A 15,081-nucleotide genomic window follows, 5' to 3' on the forward strand; every position below is an offset into this window, starting at 1 on the left:
AGAGAAGTGAATATACGGCATTCAGATGGTGGGTATACACTATCTGAAACCCTTATTGTCCTCGCTATTTTTGTACTCCTAATTTCCATTGGTCCTAATCTATATCCCAGCTTCACTAAAGGAATGGAAAATAGGCTTTTTCTTTCACAATTTCATGAAGATCTTTTCTATGCTCAACAGTATGCCATCAGTCATAAGAGCTTGATTTACCTCCATATTGATAATACCGAAAAGATTTATACCGTTTCGTCTTATAAGGAGGGGATCGTTTTAGAGAGAAGCATACCAGAGGATATCCAGTTTTTAAGCGGCACTTTGGGGTTCAGCTTTCATTTTAATCAATATGGAAATGCATCCAAAGCCGGAACGATTATGATTGATACCTCAAAGGGAAAGTACAAGCTGGTCCTCAATATCGGTAAAGGGAGGTTCCGGATTGAGAAATTGTAAAGGGTACGTCTACCTTGAGCTGATGGCCGCATTTTCTATTTGTATATTACTGGCCCTTGCCATTTTACCAATTCTTGAAGAGGTATTGACGCAGCGGAAAGATATTCCCGTAAGGACCGAAGCCCACCATTTATTATATGAAAGATTGACGGCGTTCATGGATGGGGAGATTCAAGCAGTTGATCAGGAAATCATTTACAAAAAAAGAAGCTATGAATTGTTTTGGAAGCACCATGGGGATTTCCCGGGAATGATTGAAGGGTGTGTACGCTATGAACATGAAACGGGTAATTGGGAATCCATTTGTGATGCTGCGAAAAAATGATGGCTTTACGATGATCGAATTGCTTTTTTCTTTATTGATTTTAATGACGACGTCGCTTTTTGTTCTGCAGCTCTTCTCGATCATTAACACCCAGATGAGGTCCGTTGATAAATTGCATCCTAAGGAGTGGGAGGTCTTTACCATGCAAGTGAAGCAGGAGGTCCGGAGTTCCAAAGCACAAGATGTAATGGGAAATAAATTATATTTGCTTTCAGGTGAACAATTAGCATCGCTGGAACAATATGAAGACAAGGTCCGAAGACGAGTGGATGGTATGGGGCATGAGGTCATCTTGCAGAACATTTCGGAATTCCAGGTCAATAAGGATGGCAGTGTCATTGTTATAAATATAACGGATAAAGCAGGGACTACTTTCAGTCGAAGATTTCATCCTTTCTTTAGGAATGATACGAAAATTGATGAATAATCAAAAAGGAGTCGTTTTCCCGATGGTCATGATTGTGGCGAGTGTTTTCATCATGTTCACGATACTAATGATCGACCAGTTTATCATTGATAAAAAGTTTTATAAAGAAGTGGAAGAGTCGCTTGTGGCCGACCATCTTGTCCATCTAGCCATCAAGGATGTGACGGCAGAGTGGGGCGAAGAGATTCCGAAAATCATCCAGGGGGAAATATCATATCCCAATGGTGTGGTGCGATATTCCTTAATGAAGCAAGAAGGTCCTTACGTCTATATCGAGTTTTCTTCCAAAACTAAAAATGATCGAGAGGGCAGGGTCATCATTCAATACGATAAAGAAGCGGGGGAAGTGAAAGAATGGTTGGAGAAGCAAGCTGTGTAATAGCAAAATCAACACCATTTTATTAGGGAACGCGACAGGTTTACGGTGAAGGGAGCAAGGAAAGGAATAAAATAAGCGTAAACCGGACATACTTTGCGTAGGGTGATGATTTTATATGTCTACAAACGCTTATATTAAATATCTGACGCAGCAGCTTGTCGAGTATTTCAATCTGACGAAAAAAGAACGAAAAGAAAAACGCCTTCACAGAAAAGAGGATAAAAACCAGGGTATGTCACATTGGTTTGGCATTGTCCCTTTTGCTTTGTCGATGTTTATAAGGAAAACGATCAAAAAGTAAAACAGATGTCCTAAACTTGGACATCTGTTTTTTTATTCTTAACTTATCCCAACGCCCTATCTGAAAGGTAAAATAATCCTCCGTTGATGATGGATATTCTGATGTTGGGTTCATATTGTGCTTTTAGTGCTTCTTTTTCGGTATAATAGCTCTCACTTTTTTCGTCCATATCCTTGTAAAAATGCTCCAATAAATTCAAGTCATTCTGCCAGCGCAGCATTGCTTCCTCCGCCCAGGAATGGTCATCATCCTCGAAACTGGTTCTGATGTATGTATCAAGTCTTGCCAATCCACTCTTGGGCATGATCAGAGGTGAAAGCGTAAAGGAATAATCCGGTATTTTCGGGGTGACGTTAATCGGTAAAACCCGATGGTGAAACCCTTCCATTATTTCACCCGAGATTAAATTCAGTCCGATTGACATGAAAGTATCTTTTTTGCGGTCGCATTGATAGGATATTTTCACATTCAGGGTCAGCCAAGGAAACAAAGGATTATTTCTGCCTTTTGATGGAGGCGTATTCTCAAAAAGTCTAGTATACCCTGCCAGCTTTTTGGTTGATTGAATAATCTGGTGAAGACGAGGGGAGCCAAAATGAATCATTTCTCCCTTTAAATCGGATGGAGCTTGTTCTGGATCGGTAATGAAAGTGATTTGTGCCGGGTTCGGAACACCTCCTGTTTTTTCTAGATAATGCCAATAAAAGGGTCTGTTCATTAATTCTTTATCCATCTCAATCGTCAATTGCACTGTAAGGTGGGTTGGTGCATTATCCAGTATTTCACACTCATTGGCTTTAAAGAAAGTGATTAAAAAATCATGAATTTCCCGTTGCTGCATGAACCTCACCTTCCTTCATTGATTGAGCGAATTGGATCAACGATGAAAAATTATCCATCTTGACTTTCATTTCGCCTTCGGTTTTGGACTCGCCGACCACATCAATTAAATATTCTTCAATGTTGTTAATATCCAGTTTGGTTAAAATATCATCCAATTCACCGATTACTTTTTCAAATAAATTTATTTTTTCGTATAGTAACTTCAGTATATGTTCTTCAACTGTATTTTTCGTGGCAAAGTTATAAATCATCACATCTTCTTCCTGACCAAGGCGGTGAATCCGTCCAATTCTCTGTTCAAGCCTCATTGGGTTCCAGGGCAGGTCAAAATTAATCAAGTGATGGCAAAACTGAAGGTTTATCCCTTCCCCGCCAGCTTCTGTTGCGATTAATACCTGAATGTTCTTTTGGAATAATTCACGCATCCAGTCTTTCTTTCCACGCTTAAAACCGCCTCGGAAAGGAACAGAAGAAATTCCATTCTGCTGTAGGTACCATTGGAGATATAATTGAGTCGCACGATATTCCGTAAAGATAATCACTTTGTCATCAATTTTCTTGATCAGTTCCAAAGCTTTTTCAGCCTTTGAGTTCTGGACCGTTTCATTCACTTTAGTAAATAAATCATCAAGCTTTGCCAAAAAATCAGGGGAAGGCTGATCGTATTTATCCCTCATATTCTTTAATGTATAAAAGACAGCCTCTCTGCTGCTGCATGCTTCCCTTTGGAGAGTGAGAGCCGAAAAGGCGCTTCCTTTTGATCCATCCGAAATTGGCTTGAATTTGGAAACAGCATCATACAATGCTTGTTCCGTTGGAGAAAATTCAATGGTGATGGTTTCCACATGCCGTTTTGTCCATTCAATGCCAGTATCGGCCCGCCGGTTTCGAATCATGACAGTGTTGACCAGTTCCTTTAGGTGTTCATCTTCTGTTATGTTCCGGCCTTTCCCTTTATACTTTTCCGAAAAGAGTGAGGCATTTCCCAAGTGGCCCGGTTTCAATAACGAAACGAGGTGGAATATCTCCTCGACTTTATTTTGAATCGGAGTGGCTGTCAGGAGTAAACAAAATTTCTTTTTCAGATTTTGGACGAATTCATAGTTCTTCGTCTTATTATTTTTAAGTTTATGAGCTTCATCAATAATGATGAAGTCATATTCCTGAGTAAAGATGATATCTCGATGTGGAGCGCGTTTCGCTGTATCAATGGATGAAATGACTACATCACAGGAGTCCCAGACATAACTTTTTCTCTGAACGACTGCCGGAATATGAAACTTGGTATTCAATTCAAATGCCCATTGTGTGACAAGGGAAGCCGGAACAAGGATCAATACTTTTTTTACAAGGCCCCTAATCATATACTCTTTTAGGATCAAGCCTGCTTCAATTGTTTTTCCCAGCCCTACCTCATCAGCCAAAATGGCTTTTCCATTCATCTTTTCCACTACTTGCTTCGCCGCTTCCAATTGATGGGGAAGCGGGGTTAGCTGAGGAAGATGCTTGGGCGCCTGTAAACCTTCAAAATCAGGGATGATAAGGTTTTCCTCCATTTGAACCGCCAACTTATAAAGCTCCCAATTTCCCCATGGACCGTCATTTTCCATCTTTTGCAGAAACTCGTCATTCCATTCAGAATTGAAGGATATATTGATTTTCATAGAAATAACTCCCTCTTAAATCATAATTTCCTTAATATAAGGTCAAAACCCGAACATTTCATATGTGAAGTAAGAAAAATATTTCTTTTTCAAAAAATATTGCAGAGATAAGTTTCTTAGGGTAGGATATAAGTATATTTAGAAAATTCCAATTTCCAAACGCTACAAAGAATGTTTGTACATCGATTTTGCAGTTCGCGTTTTCTTAGTATGGGCTATAGGCTCCTAATTTATCCAAGATTACTGAAGGAGATCAGTCAAACGGTTTCTGAAGTTTTAGGAGAATTGGCAGAGAATGCATTCCATTTATGCTCAAAGGTTTTACCGATGCTTGGGGCTTATCGGCTTCCTTTCAATGGTAGACCATTTATATGCGGGTGAAGATAAGGGGAGAGACTACGGATGTAGCGCCGAAGGAGCAAACTTAGCAGTGAATCTCTCAGGCAAAAGAACTCTTATTGGACGCAACTCTGGAGAGCGCCGCCCGTTATGGGACGGCCACCAAAGGGGAAAACCTATTACATAGGTAAACTTTCAGGTTTCAGGACAGAGAAAAAGCTCAAACGGGCTTTCTCTGTCCTTTTTTGTGCTTTTTTCACATCATGAATCAGCTTGTATCTGATGCGTAATGACAAGAAGCTTTTGATAATGAAGCCAATTAATTTTTAAAAAAATCTGAAGGGGGTCATTTTTTGACCAATTTAAAAAGAACACCACTATTTGAGGTTTATCGTGAATACGGAGGTAAAACGATTGATTTTGGCGGCTGGGAACTTCCTGTCCAATTTTCGGGTATAAAGGATGAACATGAAGCCGTACGGACAAAAGCGGGGTTATTTGATGTTTCCCATATGGGGGAAGTCGATGTTAAGGGGCCTGGGAGCCTTTCCTTTTTACAGAAGATGCTGACAAATGATATATCAAAGCTGCAACAGGGCGGGGCCCAATATACCGCCATGTGTTATGAAAACGGAGGCACGGTTGATGATCTTATCGTGTATAAAAGGGCTGAGGACGACTATCTGCTCGTGGTCAATGCAGCGAATACAGAAAAAGATTTCAATTGGCTTCAAGCGAATTTAACGGAAGATGCCCAAATTACGAATGTATCAAGTGACTATACACAGCTGGCACTTCAAGGACCAGCTGCAGAGAAGATATTACAAAAACTATCCGGAAGTACTGACTTAAGTGAAATTGGATTTTTCAGGTTCAAGGATAATGTCATGATTAACGGTATCTCCACGCTGGTATCCCGTACTGGATACACTGGTGAAGATGGTTTTGAAATATATAGCGACAGTAAAAATGGCCCTGCCCTTTGGAAGGCGATTATGGATGCCGGTAAGGAAGAGGGGGTTCAGCCGATTGGTTTAGGCGCTCGTGATACCCTGCGTTTTGAAGCGAAACTGCCGCTGTATGGGCAGGAGCTTTCGGCGGACATCACCCCGATAGAAGCCGGGATTGGTTTTGCAGTAAAAGTGGATAAGGAAGTTGATTTTTTCGGGAAAGCCGTTCTTGCTGAGCAAAAGGAGAAAGGGGCTCCCCGGAAGCTTGTGGGAATTGAAATGATTGACCGTGGCATTCCACGTCATGGGTATAAGGTCTACAGCGGTGATGAAGTCATTGGCGAGGTCACGACTGGTACCCAATCGCCAACATTGAAGAAAAACGTTGGATTGGTACTTATCGATAAGGAATTTTCGGTGCTGGATGCGGAAGTCGAAGTGGAAATCCGTTCCAAACGTTTGAAAGCCGTTATAATACAAACACCTTTTTATAAAAAACCACGTAAATAGAGGGGAATGGTCATTAGATGAAACATCGTTATTTACCCATGACAGAGCAAGATAAACAAGAAATGCTGGAAGCGATAGGGGTATCCGCTGCTGAAGAACTTTTCAATGATATCCCTGAAAGCGTTCGTTTTCAAGGAGAATACGATATCAAGCCTGCTAAATCGGAACCTGCATTAATGAAAGAATTATCAAGGCTTGCTGCAAAGAATGCGGACCTTAAAAATTATGCTTCCTTCCTTGGTGCGGGTGTCTATGACCATTATGCGCCGGTCATCGTCGATCATGTTCTTTCCCGTTCTGAGTTTTATACGGCGTATACACCGTATCAGCCTGAAATTTCACAGGGCGAGCTTCAAGCAATCTTTGAATATCAAACGATGATATGTGAATTGACGGGCATGGATGTGGCTAACTCCTCCATGTATGACGGCGGGACGGCGCTGGCTGAAGCAGCGATGCTTGCTTCAGGACAGACAAGGCGGAAGAGGATTCTCATTTCAGGAACCGTTCATCCTGAATCAAGAGAAGTTGTGAAGACATATGCAAAAGGGCAACGCGTGGAAGTGATCGAAATTCCTCATAAAGACGGTGTGACGGACTTAGCTGCTTTAAGGGAATTGGCGAATGATGACATTGCAGGAGTGATCGTGCAATACCCGAACTTTTTTGGCCGGATCGAGCCATTGAAAGAAATGGAAGAAATCATTCATGGCGTCAAGTCCATGTTTATCGTTTCCAGTAATCCGCTTGCATTGGGAGCTTTGACATCCCCTGGTGCACTCGGTGCAGATATCGTAACGGGGGATGCTCAGCCATTCGGCATTCCAGCGGCATTCGGTGGCCCTCATTGTGGATATTTTGCGGTTACTAATAAACTTGTACGGAAAGTTCCGGGCAGACTCGTTGGTCAAACGGTCGATGAGAATGGAAAAAGAGGGTTTGTCCTGACGCTTCAAGCTCGTGAACAGCACATTCGCCGTGACAAAGCCACATCCAACATTTGTTCCAATCAAGCTTTGAATGCCTTGGCCGCTTCTGTTGCAATGACCGCGCTTGGGAAAAAGGGTGTCAAAGAAATGGCCGTGCAAAATATTCAAAAAGCACATTATGCGAAAAAAGCAATTATGGCAAAAGGGGTGGAAGTGATATTCGACGGTCCTTCGTTTAATGAATTTGTCATTAAACTGCCTGCTCCGTTTTCAGAGGTCAATAAAAACCTTTTTGAAAAAGGGATGATCGGCGGCTTCGATTTAGGGACGGTTTATCCTGAATTGAAAGACCATATGCTGGTTGCGGTAACTGAACTAAGAACAAAAGAAGAAATTGATGCACTTGCGCAGGAATTGGGGGATCAACATGAATAATCAAGATCAATCACTCATTTTTGAAATCAGTACTTCCGGCCGGATCGGGTACAGTCTGCCAGAAATGGATGTTGCAACTATTCCGCTCGAAGAAATTCTTCCTGCCGACTACATCCGTGAAGAAGAGGCAAAGCTTCCTGAGGTGTCCGAACTGGATATCATGCGTCACTATACTGCACTTTCCAAACGGAATCATGGGGTGGATTCGGGTTTTTATCCGCTGGGTTCATGCACGATGAAATATAATCCGAAAATAAATGAAAATGTGGCACGTTTCAACGGTTTTGCCCATATCCATCCATATCAAGATCCCGCTACTGTACAAGGAGCATTGGGACTATTATTTGATTTGCAGGAACACTTAACGGAAATCACCGGGATGGACCAAGTGACATTACAGCCTGCAGCAGGTGCCCACGGTGAATGGACAGGATTGATGATGATACGCGCTTTTCACGAAGCGAATGGCGATACAGAACGGACGAAAGTGATTGTACCTGATTCGGCCCATGGTACGAATCCTGCCTCTGCCACTGTTGCCGGACTAGAAACGATTACAGTGAAGTCCGATGAAAATGGGTTAGTCGACCTTGAAGATTTAAAACGTGTTGTCGGACCGGATACGGCGGCCTTGATGCTGACGAACCCCAATACATTGGGATTGTTTGAAGAAAATATTTTGGAAATGGCACAACTTGTCCATGACGCAGGTGGGAAGCTTTATTATGATGGAGCGAATCTGAATGCAGTCCTATCAAAAGCACGACCGGGTGACATGGGCTTTGATGTGGTTCATTTAAATCTCCATAAAACATTCACAGGCCCGCATGGAGGCGGCGGCCCGGGTTCTGGTCCTGTAGGTGTGAAGTCCGACTTGATTCCTTACTTGCCTAAACCTCTTATAGTCAAGCAAGGCGAGCAATTCGTCCTTGATTATGATCGTCCGCAATCCATTGGCAGGGTGAAACCTTATTATGGTAATTTCGGAATAAACGTGAGGGCATATACGTACATTCGTTCAATGGGTCCTGATGGCCTTAAAGCCGTCACAGAGAACGCGGTCATCAATGCCAATTATATGATGCGCAAGTTGGAACCTTATTTTGACTTACCATATAATCGTCATTGTAAGCATGAATTCGTATTAAGCGGACGCCGGCAAAAGAAATTGGGGGTAAGGACGCTCGATATAGCTAAAAGATTGCTGGATTTCGGGTATCATCCTCCAACCATTTACTTCCCGTTGAACGTGGAAGAAGGAATGATGATAGAACCGACTGAAACCGAGTCAAAAGAAACGCTGGATGCGTTCATCGACGCGATGATCCAGATTGCCAAGGAAGCGGAAGAAACCCCGGAAATCGTTCAGGAAGCTCCGCATACAACCGTTATAAAGCGGCTTGATGAAACACTTGCTGCAAGAAAACCCATTTTGCGTTATCAAGCCTAGATTAGTAGCTTACACTTAAAAAAATCCCTGCCTTCCGGCGGGGATTTTTCATGTTTATGTAAGATTCCATTAAAGTCCAACTGTTGACTTTCTTTTACTTGAGCTATGGAATTAAAAAGAGCCCATGCCGAGATGGGTCTTATTTCTTTGCTTTGATTTTCCCGGTCCACATCTTGAAACCGCCCTTTAAGTGAAAAAGTTCCCTGTAGCCCTTTTTGTATAGCATGGCTGCAGCTCTGCCGCTGATGATTTCGCTTTGAGCGTACAAATATACAGGCTTGTCCGGCCTAATTTCGACCAAGCGGGTTTTCATTTGAGTCATAGGGATGTTTCTTGCGCCTAAGATATGACCATTTTCGAAATCATTCGGTTCCCGCACATCAATTAGCTGCACTTTTCTGTAGTTGGCGATAAATTCGTCCTGTGTTAGTGTTTTAACGATTTTACGCTGGCGGTACCAATTAAAAAGTGAATACGCAATAACCACTCCGAGGATGATGAGCAGTGTATATAATATTTCCAAACATAAAAACTCCCTTCTACCTTAACGAATACAGACAATCTTTATTATATAATTGCTTTACCCAATAATCAAAAAGAATTTTCATCAAATTCTTCATGACTTGATAGCACTTTCTTTTTTAGAGTGTTAAAGTCTGTTAAACTACTACATGTGAGTTTTTTGTGGGGCATTGAAAAACGTCTATCGAAACGAGGGGTAAGGATGACTAAAGAAAAATGGGGTTTTATAGATTCGGGGTATTGTTCACCGGCTTTTAATATGGCGCTGGACGAAGCCCTGTTAAACTGGCAAAGCAAAGGGGAAATTCCGCCGATCATACGCTTTTACGGCTGGGATCCAGCGACATTGTCGATCGGTTATTTTCAAAAGGCAGAAGCGGAGATTGATCTGGAAGAGGTCAAAAGGCAGGGCCTTGGTTTTGTTCGCAGGCCGACAGGAGGACGAGCGGTACTGCACGAACATGAATTGACTTATAGTGTAATCGTTCCAGAATCCTATCCGGGAATGCCAACAACCGTTACTGAAGCTTATCGTGTCATTTCTGAAGGAATATTGATGGGGTTCAGGAATCTTGGATTGGATGCTTATTTTGCCGTGCCTCGAAGCGAACAGGAAAAAGCGGCTTTAAAATCGCCCAGGTCTTCCGTCTGCTTTGATGCACCTAGCTGGTATGAACTGGTCGTTGAGGGCAGGAAGGTCGCTGGCAGCGCTCAAACCAGGCAAAAAGGCGTCATCCTTCAGCACGGGTCCATTTTGCTTGAGCTTGATGATGATAAGCTCTTTAGCGTATTTAAATTCTCAAATGACAGGGTTAAAGAGAGAATGCAAAAAAACTTAAAAAACAAAGCTGTGGCCATGAATGACATTGCCGGGAGAAAGATAACCATCCCTGAAGCGAAAGAAGCTTTCGAAAAAGGTTTTGCCGAAGGACTTTCGGTCGATTTAGAGCCATATGTCCTCACCGAAAAGCAATTGCTGGAAGTGAAGGCAATTGCAGAAAGCAAATATGAAAGCGATGAATGGAATTTCATGAGATAGAGGAAGCATAATTAGAGTGGATAATAAAAAGTTTTTTCAGATTTGTTTGACCGAATAACACATCCCTTGCAGGGATAAGCCCTAAAAGGGATGGGGAAAAAGCAAGGTCCAAATTAATTGAAATCTGATGAAAAATTATTATAAATCGACATTTTCCTCCCTTTTGCTAACTATATTAATTGATTTAACGTTTGACAAAATTAAAAGTTATTCAAAACAAACACAATATATAGTAGTTGAAATATTTAATACGACACTATATGTTGATTTTTGAGTTTCGCTATGATAAATTTAGGGTACTTGTTAAGCGAAACGGACATGTAAGGCTACATAAGGATTTTTGCGGCAGCAAGAACGGATCATGAAACATATAAAGGAGAGGGAATTATGTCGGTTGTAATAAAAGAAGCTTTAAAGGTTGATCTAGAAAGGTTGAATAAGGATATTTCTTTATTTCCCCAGGTTCACCCTGTAACTGCTGATATGAAAATGGCGCATAAGGGAGTGTCCCGTCTAGTCATGCTTGACCGCTATTCTTTTAAGGATACTGAAAAAATCACACTCTCGGCAGGCGATTTCGTCGTGTTGACGATTAAGGAAGATCCGAAATTCCCGGCAAGGGGTCTCGGTTACATCGTTGAAATTGATTGGGAAACCAAAAAAGCCAAGGTATTGGTGGATGAAGAATTCCGTGGCGTATTGGATAATCCGGAAGAAGTCGAGACGGGAATTGTAAACCGTCCGTTGGATATAATCGAAAAGCCTCTTGAAATATACTATGAACAAATTGCGAAACGTAATGCAACGGGATTGGCATCAGTGGAAACCACGGAAGAAAAAAGAACGGAATGGTTCAATAAATTCTATGAAGAATTAAAGAACCTTAATTTCGTCCCGGCAGGCCGAGTATTATACGGTGCAGGTTCCAATACGGATGTTACTTATTTCAACTGCTATGTAATGCCATTCGTACCGGATTCACGTGAAGGTATTTCAGAACATAGGAAACAAGTGATGGAAATCATGAGCCGCGGCGGCGGAGTGGGTACGAACGGATCGACACTGCGTCCAAGAAACACTCTGGCAAAAGGGGTAAATGGAAAATCCTCGGGTTCAGTGTCATGGCTTGACGATATTGCAAAACTGACGCATCTTGTTGAACAGGGCGGCAGCAGACGAGGCGCGCAAATGATCATGCTTGCTGATTGGCATCCCGATATTGCAGAGTTCATCATTTCCAAAATGCAAAATCCAAGGATTTTGCGTTACCTAGTGGAAAACACCAAAGATGAAGCCATCAAGAAATATGCCACGGATAAATTGAAATTCACGCCGCACACGGAACAGGAAACGGCTATGTATCAAGGGATCATCAATTATAAGGAGATTCCTGGCCAAGGCGGGTTCAGCGAGAAAATCATTAGGGATGCAGAGGAAAAGATCCGTACAGGCGGAACATACAGTGTCCATAATTCGGATTTCTTGACTGGAGCCAATATCTCCATTTGCCTGACCAAGGAATTTATGGAAGCGGCTGAACAAGATGCGGAATATGAATTGCGTTTTCCTGATGTTGAAAGCTATAATGCCGAAGAAATGGCCATTTACAATGAAGAATGGCATAATGTCGGCGATGTTCGCGAATGGGAGAAAATGGGTCATAAAGTCCGTGTTTACCGTAAAATCCGGGCTAAAGAGCTTTGGAACTTAATAAACATTTGTGCAACATATTCTGCTGAACCAGGTATTTTCTTTATCGATAATGCAAATGAAATGACGAATGCCAAAGCATACGGTCAACAGGTTGTAGCCACGAACCCTTGTGGAGAACAGCCATTGGCCCCATATTCAGTATGTAACCTTGCTGCTGTCAATCTGGCTGAAATGGCTGATAAAGAAAGCAAAACGGTTAATTTCGAGAAACTTAAGCAGACAGTTGAAGTCGGTGTGCGCATGCAGGACAATGTCATTGACGCAACTCCTTATTTCTTGGATGAAAACAAAAAACAGGCACTGGGCGAGCGACGGGTTGGACTCGGTGTAATGGGTCTGCATGACCTGTTGATCTACTGTGAAACGGAATATGGCTCTGAAGAAGGAAATATCCTGGTTGACAAGGTTTTTGAAACGATTGCGACCACAGCTTACAGGGCTTCGGTGGAACTTGCTAAAGAAAAAGGCAGTTTCCCATTCCTGATCGGGTCAACGGACAAAGAAACCAATGAGCTTAGAACACGTTTCACACAAACCGGATTTATGGAAAAAATGCCGGAAGATATCAGGGAAAGTGTTGCTGCACATGGTATCCGTAACTCTCATTTATTGACAGTGGCTCCTACGGGAAGTACAGGAACGATGGTTGGGGTATCAACAGGTCTTGAACCGTATTTCTCCTTCACGTATTTCCGCAGCGGCCGTCTTGGTAAATTCATTGAAGTTAAGGCTGACATTGTACAGGAATACTTGGATCGCCATCCAGAAGCCGATACAGAAGAGCTACCAAAATGGTTCATTTCCGCTATGGAATTAGCTCCAGAAGCACATGCTGATGTTCAATGCATCATTCAACGCTGGATTGACAGCTCGATCAGCAAGACGGTCAATGCTCCAAAAGGATATACTGTCGAACAAGTTGAAAAGGTATATGAACGTCTATACAAAGGCGGAGCAAAAGGCGGAACGGTATATGTGGATGGCAGCCGTGACAGTCAGGTCCTTACGCTCAAAGCGGAAGAAAACCAAATGGACGAGCAGCTTGAAATGGATGAATTGACAAATGTGGAAGAAAAGAAAAAAGTTGTATTGGTCGATACGATAAATGAGCTGCGTTCGACGAATGTTACAATTGGTTCGGAAGTGGGTAACACTTGCCCCGTATGCCGTAAGGGTGAAGTTCAGGAAATGGGCGGATGTAATACGTGCACGAATTGCGGAGCGCAATTGAAATGCGGGCTATAAGCTGATGCAAAGGAAGTCGTTAAGTATGCTGCAAAGCTATCTTAACGGCTTTTTTTAGAGTCATTAATCCAGGGCAGTGACAGTCTGTTCAATTATATACCAATAGGTGAAGACCGAATCATTGTAAATTCGGTCTTCTTTTCACGTTCAATCAACCATTTTCATTTTGCTGCCCTATTTCCTTTTCGGCTAGATATTGGTTGCCATCTTTCAATACTGAAAATTCATCGACAGAGTCTCCCGGTATATTCCTTGGATTTGGAAATTTATTATCTGTTTGAACGGTGATCGTTTGTTTTCCCATTCCATTTGTCAAGAAGTCTCGTTTATTAGCCATATCGCATCTCCTTCATTTTGAATTTCCAAGTAAAAACAATCATGAGGATAAAAGAATAAAGAAAAACTATCCTTATCAATTAGATTGTGTAGTTCGATTGAAAGTATGAACAAATCGAAAAAAGAATGGAGATCGAAATGAAACCATTTATGCCACAGTTAGTATATATCGAGCCAAGGGCATTGGAATACCCGCTTGGCCGGGAATTGAAGAAGAAATTCGAAGATTTGAACATTGAAATCCGTGAGACCACATCGCATAACCAAATTAGGGATCTTCCTGGAGAAAATGATCTGCAAAAATATCGTGTCGCCAAATCGACACTCGTGATAGGAATCAGAAAAACATTGAAATTCGATTCTTCAAAGCCATCTGCTGAATATGCCATCCCTCTTGCTACAGGGTGCATGGGGCATTGTCACTATTGTTATTTACAGACGACACTCGGATCAAAGCCATATATTCGGACATATGTGAATCTTGACGAGATTTTCGAGGCAGCCGAAAAATATATAAATGAGAGAAAGCCTGAAATTACCCGTTTTGAGGCAGCCTGTACATCAGATATCGTCGGAATTGATCATTTGACACATTCGTTAAAAAGGGCCATAGAGTATTTTGGGAAAAGTGAATATGGGGTTCTTAGGTTCGTCACTAAATTCCATCATGTCGATCATCTGTTGGATGCTGAACATAATGGAAAAACGAGATTTCGCTTCAGTATAAATTCACGTTATGTGATAAAAAATTTCGAACCCGGGACTTCGAGCTTCGAAGAACGGATGGAAGCGGCGCGTAAAGTGGCAGGTGCCGGATATCCCCTGGGTTTTATCGTAGCTCCAATATACCGTCATGAAGCATGGAAGGAGGGCTACCATGAATTATTTGAACGGTTGAGTGAGGCCTTAAAAGGGGTGGATATCCCTGACTTGACTTTCGAATTAATCCAGCATCGGTTCACTGGTCCAGCAAAAAAAGTGATACAAAAAAACTATCCGAAAACAAAATTGGAACTGGACGAAACGAAGCGTAAATATAAATGGGGCCGATATGGAATTGGTAAATATGTTTATCAAAACGAGGAAGCGGCAGAACTGGAAACGACCATTCGTGGGTATATAGCGGAATTATTCCCGAAAGCGGAAATTCAGTATTTTACCTGAAACAAGGCAATTTTCTTTTTGAAACTGTCATAAATCGCTCTAATCCTGCTTAGAAATGTA

15 protein-coding genes and 2 riboswitches are annotated in these 15,081 nt (G+C 42.0%); of the genes, 11 read left to right on the top strand and 4 right to left on the bottom strand.

What is annotated here, in order from left to right:
* The first annotated feature begins 6 nt into the window (after nucleotides 1-6).
* The 5 genes from comGD (at nucleotide 7) to AC2YHV_RS01920 (ending at nucleotide 1,882) form a co-directional block, all read left to right on the top strand.
* Nucleotides 7-450 carry a competence type IV pilus minor pilin ComGD gene (gene comGD / locus AC2YHV_RS01900; protein ID WP_034308382.1) on the top strand — a complete coding sequence of 148 codons (444 nt, stop codon included), beginning with the start codon at nucleotides 7-9 and terminating at the stop codon, nucleotides 448-450.
* Complete coding sequence (locus AC2YHV_RS01905; RefSeq protein WP_487372483.1) at nucleotides 437-775, top strand: hypothetical protein; 339 nt, start codon at nucleotides 437-439, stop codon at nucleotides 773-775. Before comGD ends, AC2YHV_RS01905 begins: the two co-directional genes overlap by 14 nt.
* Nucleotides 723-1,202, top strand: coding sequence for a competence type IV pilus minor pilin ComGF (gene comGF / locus AC2YHV_RS01910; protein ID WP_487372484.1), 480 nt, complete (start codon nucleotides 723-725; stop codon nucleotides 1,200-1,202). The genes AC2YHV_RS01905 and comGF overlap by 53 nt, the downstream gene beginning before the upstream one ends.
* Entirely contained in the window at nucleotides 1,195-1,581 is a 387-nt protein-coding gene (comGG, locus tag AC2YHV_RS01915; protein WP_053535692.1) for a competence type IV pilus minor pilin ComGG, read from the top strand. The genes comGF and comGG overlap by 8 nt, the downstream gene beginning before the upstream one ends.
* 115 nt (nucleotides 1,582-1,696) lie before the next feature.
* Entirely contained in the window at nucleotides 1,697-1,882 is a 186-nt protein-coding gene (locus AC2YHV_RS01920) for a YqzE family protein (RefSeq protein ID WP_057278811.1), read from the top strand.
* A 43-nt stretch (nucleotides 1,883-1,925) separates the two neighbouring features.
* On the opposite strand, the gene AC2YHV_RS01925 is transcribed toward AC2YHV_RS01920, so the two are convergent.
* Together AC2YHV_RS01925 and AC2YHV_RS01930 are read right to left on the bottom strand one after the other, a co-directional pair.
* Nucleotides 1,926-2,723: a YqhG family protein gene (locus AC2YHV_RS01925; protein ID WP_063575685.1), complete on the bottom strand. Its 798-nt coding sequence runs from the start codon at nucleotides 2,721-2,723 to the stop codon at nucleotides 1,926-1,928.
* On the bottom strand, nucleotides 2,701-4,389 hold the full coding sequence (locus AC2YHV_RS01930; RefSeq protein ID WP_063575686.1) for a DEAD/DEAH box helicase: 1,689 nt from the start codon (nucleotides 4,387-4,389) through the stop codon (nucleotides 2,701-2,703). The genes AC2YHV_RS01925 and AC2YHV_RS01930 overlap by 23 nt, the downstream gene beginning before the upstream one ends.
* Before the next feature lie 377 nt (nucleotides 4,390-4,766).
* Nucleotides 4,767-4,854, top strand: a riboswitch (glycine riboswitch).
* Nucleotides 4,855-4,857: 3 nt separating this feature from the next.
* Nucleotides 4,858-4,941, top strand: a riboswitch (glycine riboswitch).
* A gap of 140 nt (nucleotides 4,942-5,081) precedes the next feature.
* On the opposite strand from AC2YHV_RS01930, the gene gcvT reads away from it, so the two are divergent.
* The 3 genes from gcvT to gcvPB are packed head-to-tail and all read left to right on the top strand — an operon-like array spanning nucleotide 5,082 to nucleotide 9,002.
* Complete coding sequence (gene gcvT, locus AC2YHV_RS01935) at nucleotides 5,082-6,188, top strand: glycine cleavage system aminomethyltransferase GcvT (RefSeq protein ID WP_063575687.1); 1,107 nt, start codon at nucleotides 5,082-5,084, stop codon at nucleotides 6,186-6,188.
* A gap of 17 nt (nucleotides 6,189-6,205) precedes the next feature.
* On the top strand, nucleotides 6,206-7,552 hold the full coding sequence (gene gcvPA / locus AC2YHV_RS01940; RefSeq protein WP_187049738.1) for an aminomethyl-transferring glycine dehydrogenase subunit GcvPA: 1,347 nt from the start codon (nucleotides 6,206-6,208) through the stop codon (nucleotides 7,550-7,552).
* Nucleotides 7,545-9,002 (top strand): aminomethyl-transferring glycine dehydrogenase subunit GcvPB, encoded by a 1,458-nt coding sequence (gcvPB, locus tag AC2YHV_RS01945; RefSeq protein WP_057278806.1) that lies wholly within the window; start codon nucleotides 7,545-7,547, stop codon nucleotides 9,000-9,002. Before gcvPA ends, gcvPB begins: the two co-directional genes overlap by 8 nt.
* 139 nt (nucleotides 9,003-9,141) lie before the next feature.
* Here the strand turns inward: gcvPB and AC2YHV_RS01950 are convergent, their stop codons facing one another.
* Nucleotides 9,142-9,525, bottom strand: a complete 384-nt coding sequence (locus AC2YHV_RS01950) for a rhodanese-like domain-containing protein (protein WP_034308355.1) — start codon at nucleotides 9,523-9,525, stop codon at nucleotides 9,142-9,144.
* 201 nt (nucleotides 9,526-9,726) lie between these two features.
* Between AC2YHV_RS01950 and AC2YHV_RS01955 the strand changes: the two genes are divergently transcribed.
* Nucleotides 9,727-10,563 carry a lipoate--protein ligase family protein gene (locus AC2YHV_RS01955; RefSeq protein ID WP_048688324.1) on the top strand — a complete coding sequence of 279 codons (837 nt, stop codon included), beginning with the start codon at nucleotides 9,727-9,729 and terminating at the stop codon, nucleotides 10,561-10,563.
* Between the two features lie 387 nt (nucleotides 10,564-10,950).
* A complete protein-coding gene (locus AC2YHV_RS01960; protein WP_098866541.1) occupies nucleotides 10,951-13,521 on the top strand; it encodes a vitamin B12-dependent ribonucleotide reductase in 2,571 nt (856 codons plus the stop codon).
* 151 nt (nucleotides 13,522-13,672) lie between these two features.
* Here the strand turns inward: AC2YHV_RS01960 and AC2YHV_RS01965 are convergent, their stop codons facing one another.
* Nucleotides 13,673-13,858 (bottom strand): hypothetical protein, encoded by a 186-nt coding sequence (locus AC2YHV_RS01965; protein WP_048688331.1) that lies wholly within the window; start codon nucleotides 13,856-13,858, stop codon nucleotides 13,673-13,675.
* Between the two features lie 137 nt (nucleotides 13,859-13,995).
* On the opposite strand from AC2YHV_RS01965, the gene splB reads away from it, so the two are divergent.
* Nucleotides 13,996-15,021, top strand: coding sequence for a spore photoproduct lyase (gene splB / locus AC2YHV_RS01970; RefSeq protein ID WP_487372485.1), 1,026 nt, complete (start codon nucleotides 13,996-13,998; stop codon nucleotides 15,019-15,021).
* The last annotated feature ends 60 nt before the right edge of the window (nucleotides 15,022-15,081 follow it).

It is taken from the genome of Peribacillus sp. SRI_006, assembly GCF_057586375.1.

What these genes read in the sequence shown, in the direction of transcription:
- gcvPB (WP_057278806.1), top strand. Translation starts at nt 7,545, where the DNA reads ATGAATAATCAAGATCAATCACTCATTTTTGAAATCAGTACTTCCGGC.
- comGF (WP_487372484.1), top strand. Translation starts at nt 723, where the DNA reads ATGAACATGAAACGGGTAATTGGGAATCCATTTGTGATGCTGCGAAAA.
- AC2YHV_RS01955 (WP_048688324.1), top strand. Translation starts at nt 9,727, where the DNA reads ATGACTAAAGAAAAATGGGGTTTTATAGATTCGGGGTATTGTTCACCG.
- splB (WP_487372485.1), top strand. Translation starts at nt 13,996, where the DNA reads ATGAAACCATTTATGCCACAGTTAGTATATATCGAGCCAAGGGCATTG.
- AC2YHV_RS01920 (WP_057278811.1), top strand. Translation starts at nt 1,697, where the DNA reads ATGTCTACAAACGCTTATATTAAATATCTGACGCAGCAGCTTGTCGAG.
- AC2YHV_RS01965 (WP_048688331.1), bottom strand. Translation starts at nt 13,858, where the DNA reads ATGGCTAATAAACGAGACTTCTTGACAAATGGAATGGGAAAACAAACG.
- gcvPA (WP_187049738.1), top strand. Translation starts at nt 6,206, where the DNA reads ATGAAACATCGTTATTTACCCATGACAGAGCAAGATAAACAAGAAATG.
- AC2YHV_RS01925 (WP_063575685.1), bottom strand. Translation starts at nt 2,723, where the DNA reads ATGCAGCAACGGGAAATTCATGATTTTTTAATCACTTTCTTTAAAGCC.
- AC2YHV_RS01930 (WP_063575686.1), bottom strand. Translation starts at nt 4,389, where the DNA reads ATGAAAATCAATATATCCTTCAATTCTGAATGGAATGACGAGTTTCTG.
- AC2YHV_RS01960 (WP_098866541.1), top strand. Translation starts at nt 10,951, where the DNA reads ATGTCGGTTGTAATAAAAGAAGCTTTAAAGGTTGATCTAGAAAGGTTG.
- comGG (WP_053535692.1), top strand. Translation starts at nt 1,195, where the DNA reads ATGAATAATCAAAAAGGAGTCGTTTTCCCGATGGTCATGATTGTGGCG.